14 protein-coding genes are annotated in these 16,615 nt (G+C 72.5%); 5 read left to right on the plus strand and 9 right to left on the minus strand.

The window, feature by feature from the left end; genetic code table 11:
- The first annotated feature begins 105 nt into the window (after positions 1-105).
- Positions 106-1,218: a glycosyltransferase family 4 protein gene (locus ACOJV7_RS13225; RefSeq protein ID WP_420190674.1), complete on the plus strand. Its 1,113-nt coding sequence runs from the start codon at positions 106-108 to the stop codon at positions 1,216-1,218.
- A 130-nt stretch (positions 1,219-1,348) separates the two neighbouring features.
- Here the strand turns inward: ACOJV7_RS13225 and ACOJV7_RS13230 are convergent, their stop codons facing one another.
- Complete coding sequence (locus ACOJV7_RS13230; protein WP_420190675.1) at positions 1,349-1,492, minus strand: hypothetical protein; 144 nt, start codon at positions 1,490-1,492, stop codon at positions 1,349-1,351.
- The gene (locus ACOJV7_RS13235) at positions 1,489-3,243 is read right to left on the minus strand and encodes an MmpA family trehalose lipid delivery protein (RefSeq protein ID WP_420190676.1); all 1,755 of its coding nucleotides are present in this window, start codon (positions 3,241-3,243) and stop codon (positions 1,489-1,491) included. Before ACOJV7_RS13235 ends, ACOJV7_RS13230 begins: the two co-directional genes overlap by 4 nt.
- 56 nt (positions 3,244-3,299) lie before the next feature.
- Between ACOJV7_RS13235 and ACOJV7_RS13240 the strand changes: the two genes are divergently transcribed.
- Entirely contained in the window at positions 3,300-4,499 is a 1,200-nt protein-coding gene (locus ACOJV7_RS13240; RefSeq protein WP_420190677.1) for an acyltransferase family protein, read from the plus strand.
- A gap of 23 nt (positions 4,500-4,522) precedes the next feature.
- Here the strand turns inward: ACOJV7_RS13240 and ACOJV7_RS13245 are convergent, their stop codons facing one another.
- The 4 genes from ACOJV7_RS13245 to ACOJV7_RS13260 are packed head-to-tail and all read right to left on the minus strand — an operon-like array spanning position 4,523 to position 10,207.
- Positions 4,523-5,263: a class I SAM-dependent methyltransferase gene (locus ACOJV7_RS13245; RefSeq protein ID WP_420190678.1), complete on the minus strand. Its 741-nt coding sequence runs from the start codon at positions 5,261-5,263 to the stop codon at positions 4,523-4,525.
- Complete coding sequence (locus tag ACOJV7_RS13250; protein WP_420190679.1) at positions 5,260-6,051, minus strand: hypothetical protein; 792 nt, start codon at positions 6,049-6,051, stop codon at positions 5,260-5,262. The genes ACOJV7_RS13245 and ACOJV7_RS13250 overlap by 4 nt, the downstream gene beginning before the upstream one ends.
- Positions 6,048-6,425: a hypothetical protein gene (locus tag ACOJV7_RS13255; RefSeq protein ID WP_420190680.1), complete on the minus strand. Its 378-nt coding sequence runs from the start codon at positions 6,423-6,425 to the stop codon at positions 6,048-6,050. Before ACOJV7_RS13255 ends, ACOJV7_RS13250 begins: the two co-directional genes overlap by 4 nt.
- Positions 6,422-10,207, minus strand: coding sequence for an alpha-(1->3)-arabinofuranosyltransferase domain-containing protein (locus ACOJV7_RS13260; protein ID WP_420190681.1), 3,786 nt, complete (start codon positions 10,205-10,207; stop codon positions 6,422-6,424). Before ACOJV7_RS13260 ends, ACOJV7_RS13255 begins: the two co-directional genes overlap by 4 nt.
- A 46-nt stretch (positions 10,208-10,253) precedes the next feature.
- On the opposite strand from ACOJV7_RS13260, the gene ACOJV7_RS13265 reads away from it, so the two are divergent.
- Positions 10,254-11,009 carry a class I SAM-dependent methyltransferase gene (locus tag ACOJV7_RS13265; protein WP_420190682.1) on the plus strand — a complete coding sequence of 252 codons (756 nt, stop codon included), beginning with the start codon at positions 10,254-10,256 and terminating at the stop codon, positions 11,007-11,009.
- Positions 11,006-12,274 carry an MATE family efflux transporter gene (locus ACOJV7_RS13270; protein WP_420190683.1) on the plus strand — a complete coding sequence of 423 codons (1,269 nt, stop codon included), beginning with the start codon at positions 11,006-11,008 and terminating at the stop codon, positions 12,272-12,274. The genes ACOJV7_RS13265 and ACOJV7_RS13270 overlap by 4 nt, the downstream gene beginning before the upstream one ends.
- On the opposite strand, the gene ACOJV7_RS13275 is transcribed toward ACOJV7_RS13270, so the two are convergent.
- Positions 12,261-12,659: a Bax inhibitor 1 family protein gene (locus tag ACOJV7_RS13275; RefSeq protein WP_420190684.1), complete on the minus strand. Its 399-nt coding sequence runs from the start codon at positions 12,657-12,659 to the stop codon at positions 12,261-12,263. The genes ACOJV7_RS13270 and ACOJV7_RS13275 overlap by 14 nt on opposite strands.
- Positions 12,660-12,792: 133 nt before the next feature.
- Positions 12,793-15,462, minus strand: a complete 2,670-nt coding sequence (gene polA, locus ACOJV7_RS13280) for a DNA polymerase I (RefSeq protein ID WP_420190685.1) — start codon at positions 15,460-15,462, stop codon at positions 12,793-12,795.
- Positions 15,463-15,510: 48 nt separating this feature from the next.
- Here polA and ACOJV7_RS13285 point away from each other — a divergent pair, with 48 nt between their 5' ends.
- Positions 15,511-15,954 (plus strand): hotdog fold thioesterase, encoded by a 444-nt coding sequence (locus ACOJV7_RS13285; protein WP_420190686.1) that lies wholly within the window; start codon positions 15,511-15,513, stop codon positions 15,952-15,954.
- Between the two features lie 12 nt (positions 15,955-15,966).
- On the opposite strand, the gene ACOJV7_RS13290 is transcribed toward ACOJV7_RS13285, so the two are convergent.
- Complete coding sequence (locus ACOJV7_RS13290) at positions 15,967-16,527, minus strand: GNAT family N-acetyltransferase (RefSeq protein WP_420190687.1); 561 nt, start codon at positions 16,525-16,527, stop codon at positions 15,967-15,969.
- Positions 16,528-16,615 lie beyond the last annotated feature (88 nt).

Below are 16,615 nucleotides of genomic sequence, written 5' to 3' on the forward strand. Positions count from 1 at the left end.
CCTTTTGGTCGGCGCGCGTCGCATGACGGGAATCTAACCATCCCCGGTCGAGTGTCCGCTGTGACCCATGACCCGCGTTGGACGGCAGAGATCGAGGTGAGACCCGTGGCCCTGAGCATCCTCATGCTCAACTGGCGCGACATGGACCACCCCGAGGCCGGAGGCGCCGAGAAGTACCTCGTCACGGTCGCCAAGGGTCTGGCCGCGAAGGGGCACCACGTCATCTTCCGGACCGCCGGCTACCCCGGCGGGCTGCCGGACGAGGTCGTCGACGGCATCCACTACATCCGCCGCGGTGGGCGCTTCGACATCTATGCCCGCTCGGTCGTCGCCCACCTCGTGCGTCGCTACGACGTCGATGTCGTCATCGACGTCCAGAACGGTGTGCCCTACCTCAGCCCTCTCACCTCCCGCCGCCCGGTGGTCAACCTCGTCCACCACGTGCACAAGGAGCAGTGGCCGGTGCTCTTCGGCCCCCGGCTCAGCCACGCCGGGTGGTGGCTGGAGTCACGGCTCGCACCGGTCGTCTACCGCCGCACGCCCTACGTCGCCGTGAGCGACTCGACCCGGCGCGAGCTCGTGGGCCTGGGGATCGACGCCGACCGGATCGAGGTCATCCACAACGGCACCGACGCGGTGCCGCTCGACGACACTCCTCGCTCGCTCAACCCGTCGGTCGTCGTCCTCGGCCGCCTCGTCCCGCAGAAGCGGGTCGAGATCGCCATGCGCGCGGTCGCCGAGATCGCCCACGAGCACCCGGACATCACCCTGGACATCGTCGGGTCGGGATGGTCGCTCCCCCACCTCGAGCAGGAGGCCCGCGACCTCGGCATCGAGAAGCACGTGACCTTCCACGGGCACGTCTCGGAGGCCGAGAAGCACGACCTGCTCGCCCGGGCCTGGGTGCACGTCATGCCGAGCCTCAAGGAGGGGTGGGGCCTCGTCGTCGTCGAGGCAGGGGTGCACGGCACGCCGACGGTCGCGTTCGCCAAGGCCGGCGGCCCCACCGACTCGATCGTCCACGACCGCACCGGCCTGCTCGTCGAGGGCGGCCAGGAGGAGTTCACCGCGGCGATGCGCTCGCTCCTCGAGGACGACGATCTGCGCGCCCGGATGAGCGCCGAGGTCGCGACCTGGGTGCGCCAGTTCCACTGGGACGAGACGGTCGACCGGTGGGAGGAGCTGCTCCAGCGCACGGTCGACGCCCACCGCGACTGACGCGACCCACCGTCCGTCCGTCGCCGGCACCGACCCTCAGGACCGGGCACTGCCCGCACGAGGACGCGAAGAAGCCCCGGGCGGTGGTCCGCATCGGGGCTTCAGGATGTCGGCGAGGTGCCGACGCGCGTCACGGTGCGTCGTAGATGACGACCTGCTCGCTCTTCGCGGGGGCGTTGGCGTCCGGGGAGACGGCCTGGACGCCACCGATGATGGCGAACAGTGCGAGGACGGCACCCGTGACGACGGAGCCGACGGCGGCGAGCGGATTCATGCGCGCGAGCGTATCAGACCCGCGGGTAACTTCCGGACCACCTCCCGAACGGCGCGGCGCCCGATGAGCACGAGCGCCGTGAGGAGCGTCACTCCCCACCCGGCGAGGACGGCGCCTCTCGGCCCCGTCGGCTCCTTCGTGCCGCCGGTGTCGACGACGAGCAGCGACGGCCCGTCGACGACGACGCGTCCCAGCGCGCGCACGGCATCGGTGTCGACCTCCTGCGCGCCGCCCAGCTCGGCGGCGACGTAGCGCACCCGCTCGTCCGCGAGCGCCTGCGCGGGAGCGGCCCCGTCCCGGATGCGCTCCGAGACGGCCGCGGCCCTCGGGCTCTCCCCTGCCACCGTGCCCGAGCGAAGCGTGAGCGAGTCGTCGAAGAGGACGACGCGGTCGACCATCCGGGGGGCGAGAGTGAGCGAGACGCGGCTCTCGTTCCACGCATATCGCCTGTACTGGCTCCATGGAAGCAGCCCCACGTCGCCGGGCGGCAGACTCGCGACGCGGGTGAGGCCGGCGCGGTAGTCGTGAGGCACCGACACGGCGTCGAGGCGTCCGCCGATCCCCCAGACGAGCTGGAGCGAGAGTACGACCGGGAGACCCACGAGGAGCCCGACGACGGGTCCGACGAGTCCCGCCGGCACGCGTCGCGCCGCACCGTCGGTGAGGACGCCGAGCCCGGTCGCCGCGAGGACGACCCAGACGGCAAGGAGCTTGTGGCTGTCGCGGAGCAGGCCACCGCCCGGTACCCGTGAGACCAGGACGTCCCAGACCCCTTCGACCGGACCACCGAGGCTGAGCAGGACGAGGACCCAGCAGACGAGGACCGGGACCACGAGCAGCATGCCCGGGCTGCCGCGACGGAACCATCCCACGAGCAGGACGGCCGCCACGCCCGCCATGGCGAGCAACGCGGAGGTGAGCGCGATGAGGGCCTGCGCCCGTGCCTCGGGGTGCGACCCGGTGTTCCAGAACCCGCCACCCGCCAGCAGCGACACGACGACCCCGAGCGGACCGTCGGCGACGGGGGCGAAGGCGCGCGCCCCCGCCGTGTCCGTCTGGGGCGAGGCCGTCAGCGCCGGCAGCGCCCACGCCGCGGAGAGAGCGAGACACATGAGGGCCGCGGCGCCGGCGGCACGGAGGACCCGTCGTGAGCGGGCCACGACCGCCCCGGCGAGGAGCACGGCCAGCACCGTCCCTCCCACGATGAGCAGGGAGTTGCCCCCGCCGACTGCAGCGCACACGAGGGCGGGCGCGACGGCATACGGGCTCGTGCCGTGCCGGACCACACGCAGGGCCGCGCGCAGAGCCCACGGCACCGTGGCGAGACCGAGGACGACCGCCCACTGGCCGACGGCGAGGCGCTCGGAGACGAAGGGGTTCCAGACGGCGGCGACCGCGGCGGCGGACAGGCCCAGGACGCCCACGTCGGGCACGATCTCGTCGAGCAGTGCGCAGGCCCCGAGCGCCAGCCCGACGAGGATCGTCAGCAGCACGAGGTGCTGGGCCAGCGAGGCGCCGACGACCTTGCCGAGGAGGACGACGACCGCGTCGCTCGGCACGGCGCGGGGAGCCGGGGTGTCGAGCCCGAGGACGAAGGGCGTCCATCGCGGGTCCGGCGACCACGCCATGTCGTGCGTGACCGCCACCCCCCGGCCGAGCGCGGGACCGAGGACGAGCAGCGCCTGGAGCACCGCGACGACCACCGGCACCGCCACCCGCGGGGACGGCACGTCCCACCGGCGCGAGGTCATGACGACGAAGCCTAGAGGCAGGACGAGGCGCGGTCGTGCATGTTTGAATGGCGCCCGTGGCCGCCACGAGTCCCGAGATCCTCGCCGACGCATCCTCCGGGCCCCGCGCCGGCCGGCGACGCTCGGGGTCGGCGGGTCACGTGGACGGCCTCACTGGGCTGCGCGGGTTCGCGGCGCTGGTCGTCGTCTTCGTCCACGGGTCCGGGCTCACGGCCTACCCCTGGCTCGGCCTGCACGGCTACGGCCCGATCGCGCTCTTCGTCCTGTCGGGCTTCCTGCTCATCCAGCCCTGGTCGCGGTGGATCGTCGGGGTCTCGGAGAAGCCGTCGGTGTCGACGTTCGCGCGGCGACGGGTGTGGCGCATCTTCCCGGCCTACCTCGTCGTCCTCGTCGTCACCGCCCTCGTCCTGCCGGAGTCGCGTCCCATCGAGGCCGACGGCTGGTTCCGCGCCCTCACCCTGACGAACACGTTCAGCTCCGACGGGCTGCGCCACGGGATGGAGCACACGTGGAGCCTCGGGACCGAGCTCTCGTGGTACGTCGCCGTGCCGTTCGTCGCCATCGCCGTCGCGACGCTGTCACGGCTGCGTGGGTCGTCGCACCCGGTGCGGGCGATGGTCGTCGCGGTGCTCGTCGCGTTCCTCGTCTCGGCGGCGTGGAGGTACCACATCTTCTTCCGGGTCGAGGAGTTCGGCCAGATGATCACCTTCCCGCTCTGGCTGCCGGCGTTCATCATCTGCTTCATGCTCGGCGCCCTCGTCGCGCACCTCATGATCGCCGAGCATCACGGCCTGGGCAGCATGCGGCCGCTGCGCTGGTTCGCCTCGCACCAGTGGCTCGTCATCATCGTCGCCGTCGTCCTCGGGCTCGTCGGCAACTCGCGGCTCGGCGGGCCGTGGACCTTCCAGCCCGCGACCTTCACCGAGGTGACGATCCGGACCGCGGCGTGCACCCTGCTCGCCCTCGTGCTGCTCGTGGGAGTGGCCGTCGGCAAGGACGACTCGCCCCTCAACCGCTTCTTCTCGATGCGCTGGCTCGTCGCCACCGGTCGCTGGTCCTACGGCATCTACCTCTGGCACATGCCGGCGATGCTGCTCGTCGCCAACGAGCTGTCGATCGGCCCCGGTGTCGGCGGCCTCGTCATCTGGATGGCGATCCTCCTCGCGGTGGCCATCCCCCTCGGCGCGCTCACCTACCACTTCGTCGAGCGCCCGGCGATCGCGTGGAGCAAGGGCGTCCCGCTGCACCTGCGCTGAGCCGGGGGGGGCCGAGCGCCGCCTCAGCAGCCCTCGTGCCGCCTGCCTGCCGGCGGGGTCGGCCACTCTCCCTCCGGCGCGGTGGCGACGTAGAGCAGACCGGAGGCCAGCGGGAGCGCCGAGCGCGACACGAACCGGTCGAACCGGTCGATCGGCTTCGGGAAGAAGGCGGGGACCCCCTCGCGCCGGCGCACCGTGTAGCCGTAGCGCTCGAGGATCTCGGTGAGCGCCCGGAAGGTGAAGACCTTGAGGTGGCCCTGGACCTGGTTGCCCTGTCCGAGGATGCGGTGCCGTCGGCCGAGCGCGACCTCGCTGCTCGTCTCCGTCCCGAGCGGCTGGACGCCGAACGGCACGAGGACGCGGTTCGCCCACGACACCATGTTGGGCGTCGAGACGACGAGGGTCCCGCCGGGCACGAGGACCCGGCGGATCTCGCGCAGGAAGGCGTCCGGGTCGGGGACGTGCTCGATGATCTCCCCGGCGACGACGCACTCGAACGACGCGTCGTCGAAGGGCAGGCGCTGGGTCACGTCACCGCGGGCGTAGGCGAAGCGGTCGCTGGCGACGTCGTCGTAGACGTCCATCCCCGTGAGTCCCGACAGCCCGGCGTCGGCGAGCCGGTCGAGGAGGAACCCCCGCCCGCAGCCGATGTCGAGCAGGGTCCGGGGACGCAGCTCGGTGACGAGCTCGATGATCCGGGCGAGGCGCGGGTCGACCCGCGAGATGTAGGTGACGTTGCCCCGGTAGTACTCCTCGAAGCTCATGAGCCGTCCTTCTCGTGCCTGCCGTGTGGGGTGGTCCAGCCGTCGCTCGCGTCCGCCGGCGCGCCCGGCGCACCCTGCGTCGTCGGGTCGCCGGTGGGAGCGTATGCCGTCCTGTCCCGCTCCGTGGCCGCCTCACCACTGGCAGTCGGCTCGCTCGCATCGCCCGTCGGCTCCGGGCCTTGGGTGGTGGGGTCGTCCGTGGTGGGGTCGTCCGTGGTGGGGCGGCGCGGGCCGACGGCCGACGAGACGTAGCCCGCCCCGATCATCGCGAGCAGCGCCAGCCCCACGGCTCCGATCGCAAGGGTCTTCTCGCGTTCGGCGAGCTGGCCGCACAGGCTCGTCGAGATGACGTCGGTCGCGGGCGCGATGGGCGTGCCGCACCGGATGAGCGTGCCGTCGGCACCGGACCCGGCGACCGTCGCGAAGAGCGAGCCCACCGCGAGGGTGAGCACCGGCACGGCGACGACCGCCGCGAGGGCCGTGCCGGGCAGCCAGGCCGCCCCGCGCAGCCGCGGGAGGACGAGCTCGCTGAGCAGGAGCAGCAGACCGGCGGCCACGGCGAGCGCCACCGCGACGACCTTCGCGCCGCCGACGAAGTCACGGCAGACGAAGTCCGCGAGCTCGTCGGTCACGGGTGTGGCGGGCGACCCGCACCCGACCGGCACGAGGTTCTGGCCGAGCGAGTTCACCGGGGTGACCCACACGAGGATCGCCGAGCCGAGCAGCGCCGCGGCCGCGACGCGAAGGAGCCGGAGGACCCACACCTGCGGGGAGTCGGACGCATTCATGCGGAGTCACTTTCTCGGGGGACGGCCTCGACGCAGGCGGCGAGGAAGAGGGTCCAGACGGCGAGGCCACCGAGGTGGTGGGCGACGAGGTTGTCGTTGAGACGGGTGGACGGTGGGAAGAGCGGCAGTGAGGACCCGAGGAACCACGCCACCGGCACGGCAACGAGCACGCCGACGGCGGCCGTCGCGAGGATCCGGCGACCGGGCCACAGCAGCCGGTCGGCGACGAGCAGCAGGACGGCGGCGATCGCGGCGACCCAGCCGACGGTGGCCCACACGGCGGCACCGGCGAGGAGCCAGAGCGGCGGCTCCCACAGGGAAAGTCGACGCACGACGGGACGGGCGTCCCGGGCCCGGCGGGGTGCGGTGGTCATGCCGCTCCCCTCCTGCGTCGGCCGGCACGGCCCGGCCGGAGCGGCAGCGGGTCCGTGCCCCGGCGTGACCCGAGGAGGAGGACGGCGAGACAGGCGAGGAGCGCGCCGCCGCTCACGAGCCACGCGACGAGGGCGACCCTCGAGGGTCCGAACGAGATGGAGACGACGTCGCCGGGTGCGGCGTTGACCCGCCACCCCGCGGCGAATCCGTCGACGACCAGCGGGATGCCGAGGTCCTTGCCCCGCACCGACGCGGTCCACCGGTCGTCGAAGGACTGCCCCGAGGAGACGAGGCAGGGCGAGCACCCGGAGGTGAGCCTGAGGTCCATCGACGCCGAGCCGTGCCGCACGACCTCGAAGGTGGGCGCCGCGACCTGCGTCGGGGGCGTGCCCGGCGAGCTCAGCCGGAGGTCGTCGATCGCGAGGGCGGGGACGCCCGAGAGCCGGTGCCGGCCCTCTGCGAGAGGAAGTCCGGCGCCGCAGGCGTCGAACGGCACGGCCTGCCCGTCGAGCAGGTAGGCAAAGCCCTCGCGCAGGTCGGCCTCGAGCGGGCGTCCGTCGACGGTGCCGACCTGGACGCAGCCCTCCGGGGGCGACGGCGTGGTGACCTTGCGCGGCAGGCCGATGTCGGTGACGCGGACGAAGCCCACGCCGGTGCGCTCGGTGAGCAGGATGCGGACCCGCCCGGCGTCGACGGTCTCGGGCAGCGTGATCCGCGACGTGCCCTTCTCGAGCGCGACCTCGATGGGCTCGCCGTCGTCGACCGAGACCAGGGCCTTGGTGGCCCAGCTCGCCGAGTCCTGGGTGAAGGTGAAGGAGAAGAGCCGACGCTCCGGGAAGTCGAGCGAGATCCACTCCCCCACGACCGGCTCATTGGGCACCCAGGCGGACGACAGGTCCGGGTCGCCGCCGTCGTCGTCGAACGCCATCGCGGCCCGCGCGTTCGGGTTGCCGAATGCCCGCGAGCTCGACTGGGCCACGACGTCGTCGGACAGACCGGCGAACTCGTCGATCTCGGCGTCGGTGACGCCACCGGAGAGCCGGACGGTTCCCGACCCCTCGAAGCGGCGTTCGTCGGGGAGCGTGAACTCGCGCTCGAGCCGCGGCTCCTCGGTCGAGAGGCCGTCCACGTCACCGGTGCTGCGACGCAGGACGACGTCGAGCGGGACGTCCTCGAGGTCGACGCCCGCCGCCTCCGCCGCTGCCGGCAGCCGACGGGGAAGTCGGGTGGGCAGCGCTGCCGCACGGTCGACCAGCACCCCCGGCACCGAGATCTCGGAGAACCCGACCGGGCTGGTGCCCGGACCGGCGACACCCGTGACCTCGACCGTGAGCCGCGAGACCGGCCGGTCGCTCACCTCGGTCGTCACCGGGAAGGTGTTCCACTCGGTGAAGGACACGTCCTTGATGACCGACTCCCCCTCGACCTCCGCGGTGAGGCGCACGGACGTGATGCGTGAGGTCCCACCCTGCATGGGGGCGAGCGTGACCAACGGCATGGCGAGCGGGCTCCGCGGAGTGATGACCGCAGCGTTGCCCACGCCCGTGCCGAAGTTGCCGAACCGCCACCCGGTCGTGCGGTCACCGTCGAAGGCCTGGGTCACGTCACCGAAGGCGTGGGGACCGAAGAGGAGCCCCTGACCGCGGGTCTCGATGCGGGCGGTCCCGCGGACGACGGCGACGGTCTGGTCACCTGCCGAGAAGAGGGAGCGGGTCGCCTCGGGTTCGACCGATGCGGGGAGCAGCGGACCCGCGACCGACGGGTTGTTGTTGCTCCACTCACGACGGCCGTTGCTGTCGGTGAGCACCACCCGGGCCTCGTCGCGCAGCGCCTCGGCGAGCTGCTCGTCGGTGAGCGCGCCGGCCAGCAGGAGACCCGGGCGGTCCTCGACCAGCCCCGCGGACTGCAGGCTCGGCAGCGCCGTGCCCGCTCCGTCGACGACGAGCGCTCCCGAGGACGACCGCACCGCTGCGGCCGTCCGCGGCAGCTCACCGGCGACCGGGCGGACGACGGCCGGGGCCTGGGCGCCGTGGGCGGCCTCGGGCGGACCGAACGCCTCCCCGGGGGCGAGCCCGGGGTCCTTGGCGAGCTGCTCCTCGACGCGGGCCCCCGTCGACCCGGTGCCCTTGACGTCGTAGCGGCCGACGACGTCGCCGGCCCCGATGTAGGCCGCCAGGGTCGACACCGCGCCCTGCGGCAGGGTGCCCTGATAGAGCCGGCGGTCGACCTCGGCGAGGAGGTTGGCGGCGTACTCGCCACCCGACGGGGACGCGCTGCGGAAGACGAAGGGACGGCGGAAGAGCGACGGTCCGATCTCGTCGGGCCCGGTGTAGCCCCACGAGTAGCCGGGCACTCCGGTGCCGGGCACCATGAGGACCCTGCTCTCACCCGGCCGGGCGTTGACCGCCTTGGCGGCCTGGTCCCAGTAGCGCGGGACGTCCATCCGCACCCAGAAGAGGTCCCCGCTCAGCGCGGGGGCCACCGCGCCCGCGACGAGGGCCGCCGCCGTCCAGCCGGCCACCCACCGGGTCGTGACGTGCGTGAGCCGCGGCACGATCGCCGCCGCCGTGAGCGCGACGAGGACGGCGAGGCCGAGCTCGAGCACGGCTCCGGCCTTGTTCGTCGTGCGGAAGGCGATGAGCCCGGGCACGTCCTCGATCGCGGCACCGACCGCGCGGCCCCACGCGCTCTTGTCGTCGTTGGGGAACGTCCCGACCATGACGAGCGCGCCGACGAGCACGCTCGTGGCACCGAAGAGGCGCGCGGGAGAGCGCGACAGGCGCACACCGAGCCCGGCGAGGATGGGGGCCGCGAAGGTGAGCAGGATGACGACCGGGCCGAGGACGTAGGACAGCCGACCGGGGTCGAAGGGTCCGTCGGCGTCGGCGCCGTAGAGCGTCCACATGCCGAGGCCGCGCAGGACCTCGGGGAACGAGTTGACCGTGTTGATGGCGGGGGTCGACTCCGTCGCCTCGGCGATCGCCGTGCCCACGCCAAGGGCGGAGATGGCGGGGACGACCCAGTAGGCCGAGAGGACGGCATACACGAGCCCGCTGCGCACGACGAGCCAGGCGACGGGCGCGAAGCGGTGCCCCTCGACGACGAGCGCGTGCCCGACGACGGGGATGAGGACGACGAGCTGGAGCAGGGGCACGACTCCCGCGTTGAGCCCGCTCATGCCGGCGAGGACGAGCGCGGCGGCGCAGGCCCACCGCCACGACGGGTCGCGGAACCCGCGGACCCAGCAGAGCACGAGCCACGGCAGGAGGGCGTAGGGCAGCAACGTCGGCGTCGTGCCACCCCCGACGACGGCGTAGGGGTTGGCGGCATAGACCACCGCGGCGGCCACCCCGGCGACGGCTTGGCCGGACGACCCGGCGGCGAGTGCCCGCCCACGCAGCCCACCGGTCATGAGCTCGCGCACGACGAGCCGAGCCCCCCACGCCGCCGTGACGAGCAGGGCGATGCGCCAGAGCCGCATGATGACCCAGGCCGGCACGCCGACGAGCTCGAAGAGCGAGAAGAGCGCCGCGACGGGGACGATGCCGGTGTTGTAGTTCGAGGTTCCGAGGTTGGGCGTGTCGAGCCATGCCGAGGCGAAGCGGGCCGCGGTCTGCGAGGGCTGGAGGAAGATCTCGGGCTTCGTGTCGGGGGTGAGGACGCCGAAGTCGCTGGCGAAGACCACGACGACGAGGACGACGGCGAGGAGGGCGAGCACACGCGTCTCGGTCGACACCGACGCGAGGCGCGCCCCCGGGTCGCGCGACCGTGTGCTGTTCACGTCACTCCATCGTCAGGCCTACCAGCGGGTACTAATGTAACTGCCGATGAAACTCGACGACCTGCGACGCAACTGGGACGGACTCGGCAGGGTCGACCCCCTCTGGGCCATCCTCGCCTACCCCGAGCGCCACCGTGGCGGCTGGGAGGGTCACGAGGACGACTTCTTCGCCACCGGCCGTCAGGCCGTCGACGAGGTCATGGCGATGCTCGACCGCGTCGGCGCGACCCCGGCGTCGATGGACCGCGCGATGGACTTCGGCTGCGGCGCGGGCCGGCTCACCCAGGGTCTGGCCGGTCACCTCGAGCGTGTCGACGGCGTCGACATCGCGTCGTCGATGGTCGAGCTCGCGCGCCGGCACAACCGCGCCGGCGACCGCGTGACCTATCACCTCAACGAGTCGAGCGACCTCTCGCTCTTCGCCGACGACACCTTCGACCTCGTGCTGAGCATCATCGTCCTCCAGCACATCCCCAACGAGCTCAAGACCGGCTACCTCGAGGAGTTCGTCCGCGTGCTGCGGCCCGGTGGCGTCGCCGCGTTCACCGTGCCCAGCCACGGGGACTGGAGCGTCGAGGGCATCGTGCGCCGCCTGCCGAACTCGTGGCAGAACGTCTACCGCCGCCGCCGCTACGGCTACGACGACGTCATGGAGTTCCACCCGCTCAAGCGGTCGAAGGTCGAGGCCGTCCTGCGGGCAGCCGGCGCCGAGGTCGTCCACGTCGAGCGCGAGTTCATGGCGGGCCCCCGCTACACCTCCTTCATGTACGTCGTCCGCAAGCCGGCCGTCACGGAGCCGTGAGCGAGGCGACGCAGCAGCCCGCCGGGCCACCAACCCCCGTCGTCGCGCCGAGGCGACGCGGGGTGGGGGCAGGGGTCGTCGGCGCGGGCACGCTCGTCGCCAACGTCTTCGGCTACGCGCTCTTCCTCGTCCTCAACCGCGAGCTCGGGGCCGACGAGCTCGGCGCGGTCGCCTCGCTCCTCAACCTCGTCGTCATCGCCGGCGTCGCCGCGCTTTCGACCCAGCTCGTCAGCGCCTGGCGGGTCGCGCTCCACCGCCCGGACGCCCATGCGACCGCACTGCGCACGGGCGCCGTCGTGGGCCTCGTCGTCACCATGGCCGTCCTGCTTCTCACGCCAGTCGTCGCGCCCCTCCTCCACCTCGACGGACCGCTCCCGGTCCTCCTCGTCGCGGCGTCGATGCTGCCGACCTGCGTCACCGCGGCCGTCCAGGGGACGCTCCAGGGGGGCGAGCGCTTCGTCGCGCTCGGCACGCTGTATGCCGTCGTGTCGATGTTGCGCACCGCCGGCGGTGCCGTCGCGGCGTGGCTCGGCTGGGGCGTCACCGGGGTGATGGCCCTCACCGCGGTGGCGGCGTGGGTCGTGGCCGCCGGGGCGGTCCTCCTCGTCCGCGGTCACCTCCGTCGCAGCCTCGACCCGACCGTGCCGACGCAGGTGCGCCGCGTCCTCGCGGGCATGGCCGGCACCTCCGCCCTGCTCGTCGCGTCGACGATCGACACACCCGTCGCCCGTCACGTCCTCCCCGGTGAGGACTCCGGCGCGTATGCCGTCCTCAGCCTCTTCGCGAAGGCCGCCTTCTGGGGTCCTGCCTTCCTCGTGACCGTCCTCTACCCGGGCATGTCCCGTGCCCGGGGCGCCCGCCCCCTGCTGCTGGCCCTCGCGGGGACCGGCGCCATCGTCGCGATCGGCGTGACCTTCTCGGCCGTGCTGTCGGGGCCGCTCGTGCGGGTCGTCGGCGGCCCCGGCTACGAGCACCTCGCCGGGCTCGTGCCGGCGTTCACGGCCCTCGGCGGCGCGTGGGCGCTCTCTCAGGTCCTCGTCTTCTGGGGTGCGGCACGCGGACGGCATGCCGTCGGCTACCTCGTGTGGTCGGCCGTTGCGCTCGCGACCGTGGTCGTCGTCGGCTGGCGGCACGACGGGGTCGGCGAGGTGGCGACGACATTCCTCATGGCGTCGCTCGTCGTCGCCGTCGTGGGGACCCTCGTCAGCCTGCCGCGTCCCGCGACCTCGGACCCGTCGGACGCCGCGACGGTCACCAGCGCCTGACGCCGCGTCCCCCGGGCTGCTCGTCGTCGGCCCCGAGGTCGACCCGTGGGGCGACAGCCATGCCGACCGTGGCGCCAACGAGGAGGGCGAGGAGGAGACCGACCGCAGGCCGCTGGTCGACGGGGATGAGGTCCCACACAGCCATCGTCGTGAGGACGAGCAGGACGAGCCACAGGAAGCCGGCGCTCATCGGCGCGCTCCCCGGGTCCGGGCGCCGGCGCCACGCCACGGTGAGGGTAACGGCGACGAAGCCGAAAACCGCCGCCGTGAGCAGGAGCCTCGGCCCGATTCCCCGGTCGCTGTCGTAGCGAGCCCACGACGCGCAGAAGCTGACCACCAGCGTGAGCAGGCCGATGGCGGTGTTGACCGCCTTCGTGATCGTCATGGCGCGCTCCGTCCGGTCACCCGCACCCGGCAGCCGGCGTCCTCGCCGGGCGCCGGAGCCGTTGCCTGCAGACTACGACCGGGGGCATCGCTCGAGCCGCGAACGGCGCAGCCCGTGCCGTTGGCGTGGGCGGTCAGTGCGCGGCGTCGTGCCAGCTGCGGCCGAGGCCGACGCTGACGTCGAGCGGGACGTCCATCTCGATGGCATTGCCCATCTCGCGGCGCACGAGCGCCTCGACGTCCTCGCGCTCGCCCGCCGCGACCTCGATGACGAGCTCGTCGTGGACCTGGAGCAGCATCCGCGACGTCGCGCCCGACTCGCGCAGCGCCCTGTCGACGCCCATCATGGCGAGCTTGATGATGTCGGCGGCCGAGCCCTGGATCGGGGCGTTGAGGGCCATCCGCTCGGCACCCTCGCGACGCTGCCGATTGTCGCTCGTGAGGTCGGGCAGGTAGCGGCGGCGGCCGAGCATCGTCGCGGTGTAGCCGGTGGCGCGGGCCTCGGCGACGACCTCGCGGAGGTAGTCGCGCACCCCACCGAAGCGGGCGAAGTACTCGTCCATGAGCCCCTGCGCCTCGCCGGTGGAGATCGTCAGCTGCTTCGAGAGGCCGAACGCGGACAGGCCGTAGGCGAGCCCGTAGCTCATTGCCTTGACCTTGCTGCGCATCTCGGCGGTGACGTCCTGAGGCTCGACACCGAAGACGCGGGCGCCCACGAACCGGTGGAGGTCCTCGCCGGTGCGGAACGCCTCGATGAGGCCCTCGTCGCCGGAGAGGTGCGCCATGATCCGCATCTCGATCTGGCTGTAGTCGGCACTCATGAGCGACTCGAAGCCCTCGCCGACGACGAAGACGTCACGGATGCGCCGGCCCTCCTCGGTGCGGATCGGCACGTTCTGGAGGTTGGGGTCGGTCGAGCTGAGTCGCCCGGTCGCAGCGATCGTCTGGATGTAGGTCGTGTGGATCCGCTGGTCCTCGGCCACCGACTTGATGAGGCCCTCGACGGTGATCCTCAGACGGGTCGCGTCGCGGTGGCGAAGCAGCGCCTCGAGGAAGGGGTGCTCGGTCTTGGCGAAGAGGTCCGAGAGCGCGTCGGCGTCGGTGGTGTAGCCGGTCTTGGTCCGCCGCGTCTTGGGCAGACCGAGGGTCTCGAAGAGCACGGTCTGGAGCTGCTTCGGCGAGCCGAGGTTGATCTCGTCGCCGCCGATCGCGTCGTAGGCGTCGAGCTGGGCCTCGCGCACCTTCGCGGCGAAGTCGGCCTCGAGCGAGCTGAGGGCGTCGGTGTCGACGGCGATGCCGGTGCGCTCCATCGACGCGAGGATGTCGACGAGCGGGAGCTCGAGGTCGCGCAGGAGCTCGGTGCCGCCGGTCGACTCGAGCTGGTCGGCGAGCGGGACGGACAGGTCGAGCACGGCGCGGGCCCGCACCATGGCGTCCTGGCCGACGACCTCGTCCTCGCCGCCGAGGTCGAGCATCCCCTGGCCACTGGCAGGGGCCTCCGCCTTGAGCTCGCGGCCGAGGTGGCGCACGACGAGGTCGGCAAGGTCGAAGCTGCGCTGGTCGGGCTTGACGAGGTAGGCCGCGAGCGCGGTGTCCATCGTCACGCCACGCACGGGCATACCCCGCGCCGCGAGCGCGTGCATCTGGCCCTTGAGGTCGTGGAGGATCTTGGGGCGGGACTCGTCGGCGAGCCAGTCGGCGAGGGCCTTCTCACCGGTCTCGTCGAGCTCGGCCACCTCGACGTAGGCGGCGGCGTTGCCGGCGGTCGCGAGGCCGATGGCGGTGACGTCACCGGTCCCCCGGCCCCACGCACCGACGACGTGGACGCCGGTCGGCTCCGTCGTCGCGTGCTCGTCGAGCCAGCCCGCGACGTCGGCGGACGTGAGCACCGAGGCGTCGAGGTCGAAGCCGCCCTCGGCCTCGTCGGGCGCGGCCTCGAAGGTCTCGAAGAGCCGCTCGCGCAGGACACGGAACTCGAGGCCGTCGAAGACCTTGTGGACCTCCTCGCGGTCCCACGTGGCGCGCTCGAGGTCGGCGATCGTCACCGGCAGCGTGAGGTCGCGAACGAGCTGGTTGAGCCGCCGGTTGCGCAGGACGCTGCTCAGGTGCTCGCGCAGGGACTCCCCCGCCTTGCCCTTGATCTCGTCGGCGTGCGCGACGACGCCGGAGAGGTCGCCGTAGAGACCGAGCCACTTCGCCGCCGTCTTGGGACCCACCCCCGGCACGCCCGGGAGGTTGTCGCTCGTCTCGCCGACGAGGGCGGCGAGGTCGCTGTAGCGCTCAGGCGGCACGAGGTACTTCTCCTCGACGGCCTTGGGGTCCATCCGCCACACGTCGGAGACGCCGCGGACGGGGTAGATGAGGGAGACCTTGTCGGTGACGAGCTGGAAGGCGTCGCGGTCGCCGGTGCAGATGACGACCTCCATGTCCTCGGCCTCGGCCATCGTCGTCAGGGTCGCGATGACGTCGTCGGCCTCGAACCCGTCGACCTCGACGTGCCTGATGCGCAGGGCGTCGAGGACCTCACGCACGAGCGCGACCTGACCCTGGAACTCGCTCGGGGTCGCCGACCGGGTCGCCTTGTAGTCGGCGTACTCCTCCGAACGGAAGGTCTGGCGGGACACGTCGAACGCGACGGCCACGTGCGTCGGCGCCTCGTCGCGCAGGACGTTGATGAGCATCGAAGTGAAGCCGTAGACGCCGTTGGTGTGCTGCCCCGTGCTCGTCGAGAAGTTCTCCACCGGCAACGCGAAGAACGCGCGGTAGGCGAGGGAATGACCGTCGAGGAGGAGGAGGCGACTCACACGTGGCAGCCTATGGCCAGCCCCCGACAGCAGAGAAGGCGACCACTCATGAGCAGCGCGCACCCGGACGTCATGGCCCTCGTCGACCAGATGAAGGCGCTCAACCCGACGTCCCTCCTCCACCGCATGGGCATCGACGTCACCGAGGCGGCACCCGACCGGCTCGTCGCGACGATGCCCGTCGAGGGCAACACCCAGCCCTACGGCCTGCTCCACGGCGGCGCGTCGGTCGTCCTCGCCGAGACCCTCGGCTCGATCGGCTCGGCCATCCACGCCGGCCCCGACCGCATCGTCGTCGGGACCGACATCAACGCCACCCACCACCGCGCGGCGCGCAGCGGTCTCGTCACGGGGGTCGCGACGCCGATCTCGCTCGGCAACACCCTGTGCTCGTGGGAGGTCGTCGTCACCGACGAGGACGGCAAGCGGGTCTGCACGTCGCGCATCACCTGCCTCGTGCGCGATGCCCCTCCGGGCGCCAAGACCCGCTGACGCAGCCCGTCGTCAGCTGGCGCGCGACTCCGAGCGGAGGGAGCGCCGTCGGCGGATGAGGTGCTCGACGGCCGACCCGACCCCACCTTGCGGCGACAGTCTGCGGCGCAGCGCGCCGGTGCCGACGACGCGGCGGACGATGACCGACGAGAACCCGAGCCGGGCGAAGAAGCGGTGCGCCTCGCGGCTCTGGGTCGGGACGTTGCTCACGATGACCTCGGACCCGGCGCGCTCGGCGTGGCCGACGACGGCGCAGAGCAGTGACCTGGCCACCCCGTGGCGACGGGCCGACGGGTCGACATAGAGCTGTTCGACCGCGATCTCGGGCTCGGGGCTGAGGCCGAACGGGTTCTCGGACGTCATGACGTAGCCCACCGGCCGGCCGTCGAGCCGGGCCATGTGGGCACACACCTCGGGGCGCTCGAGGGCGGAGTGGAAGCGACCGTCGTTGGCGAACCGGGTCGCCACCTCCAAGGGCACACCGGCATCGACCTTGGCAGCCAGCCAGAGCCCCACCAGGTCCTCGAGGTCGTCCCCGCGCACGGCGGACACCTCGACCATGTTGCGCGCCACACGCGCCTCCTCGACTGCACAGCCCCCTGCGCAATGACATCCCGACATTACGGCCCGGTAGGTCCCGGCGGAAGGCCTTGGCGTGATT

This window comes from Knoellia tibetensis, assembly GCF_048606415.1.
GTDB classification, from domain to species: Bacteria; Actinomycetota; Actinomycetes; order Actinomycetales; family Dermatophilaceae; genus Knoellia; species Knoellia tibetensis.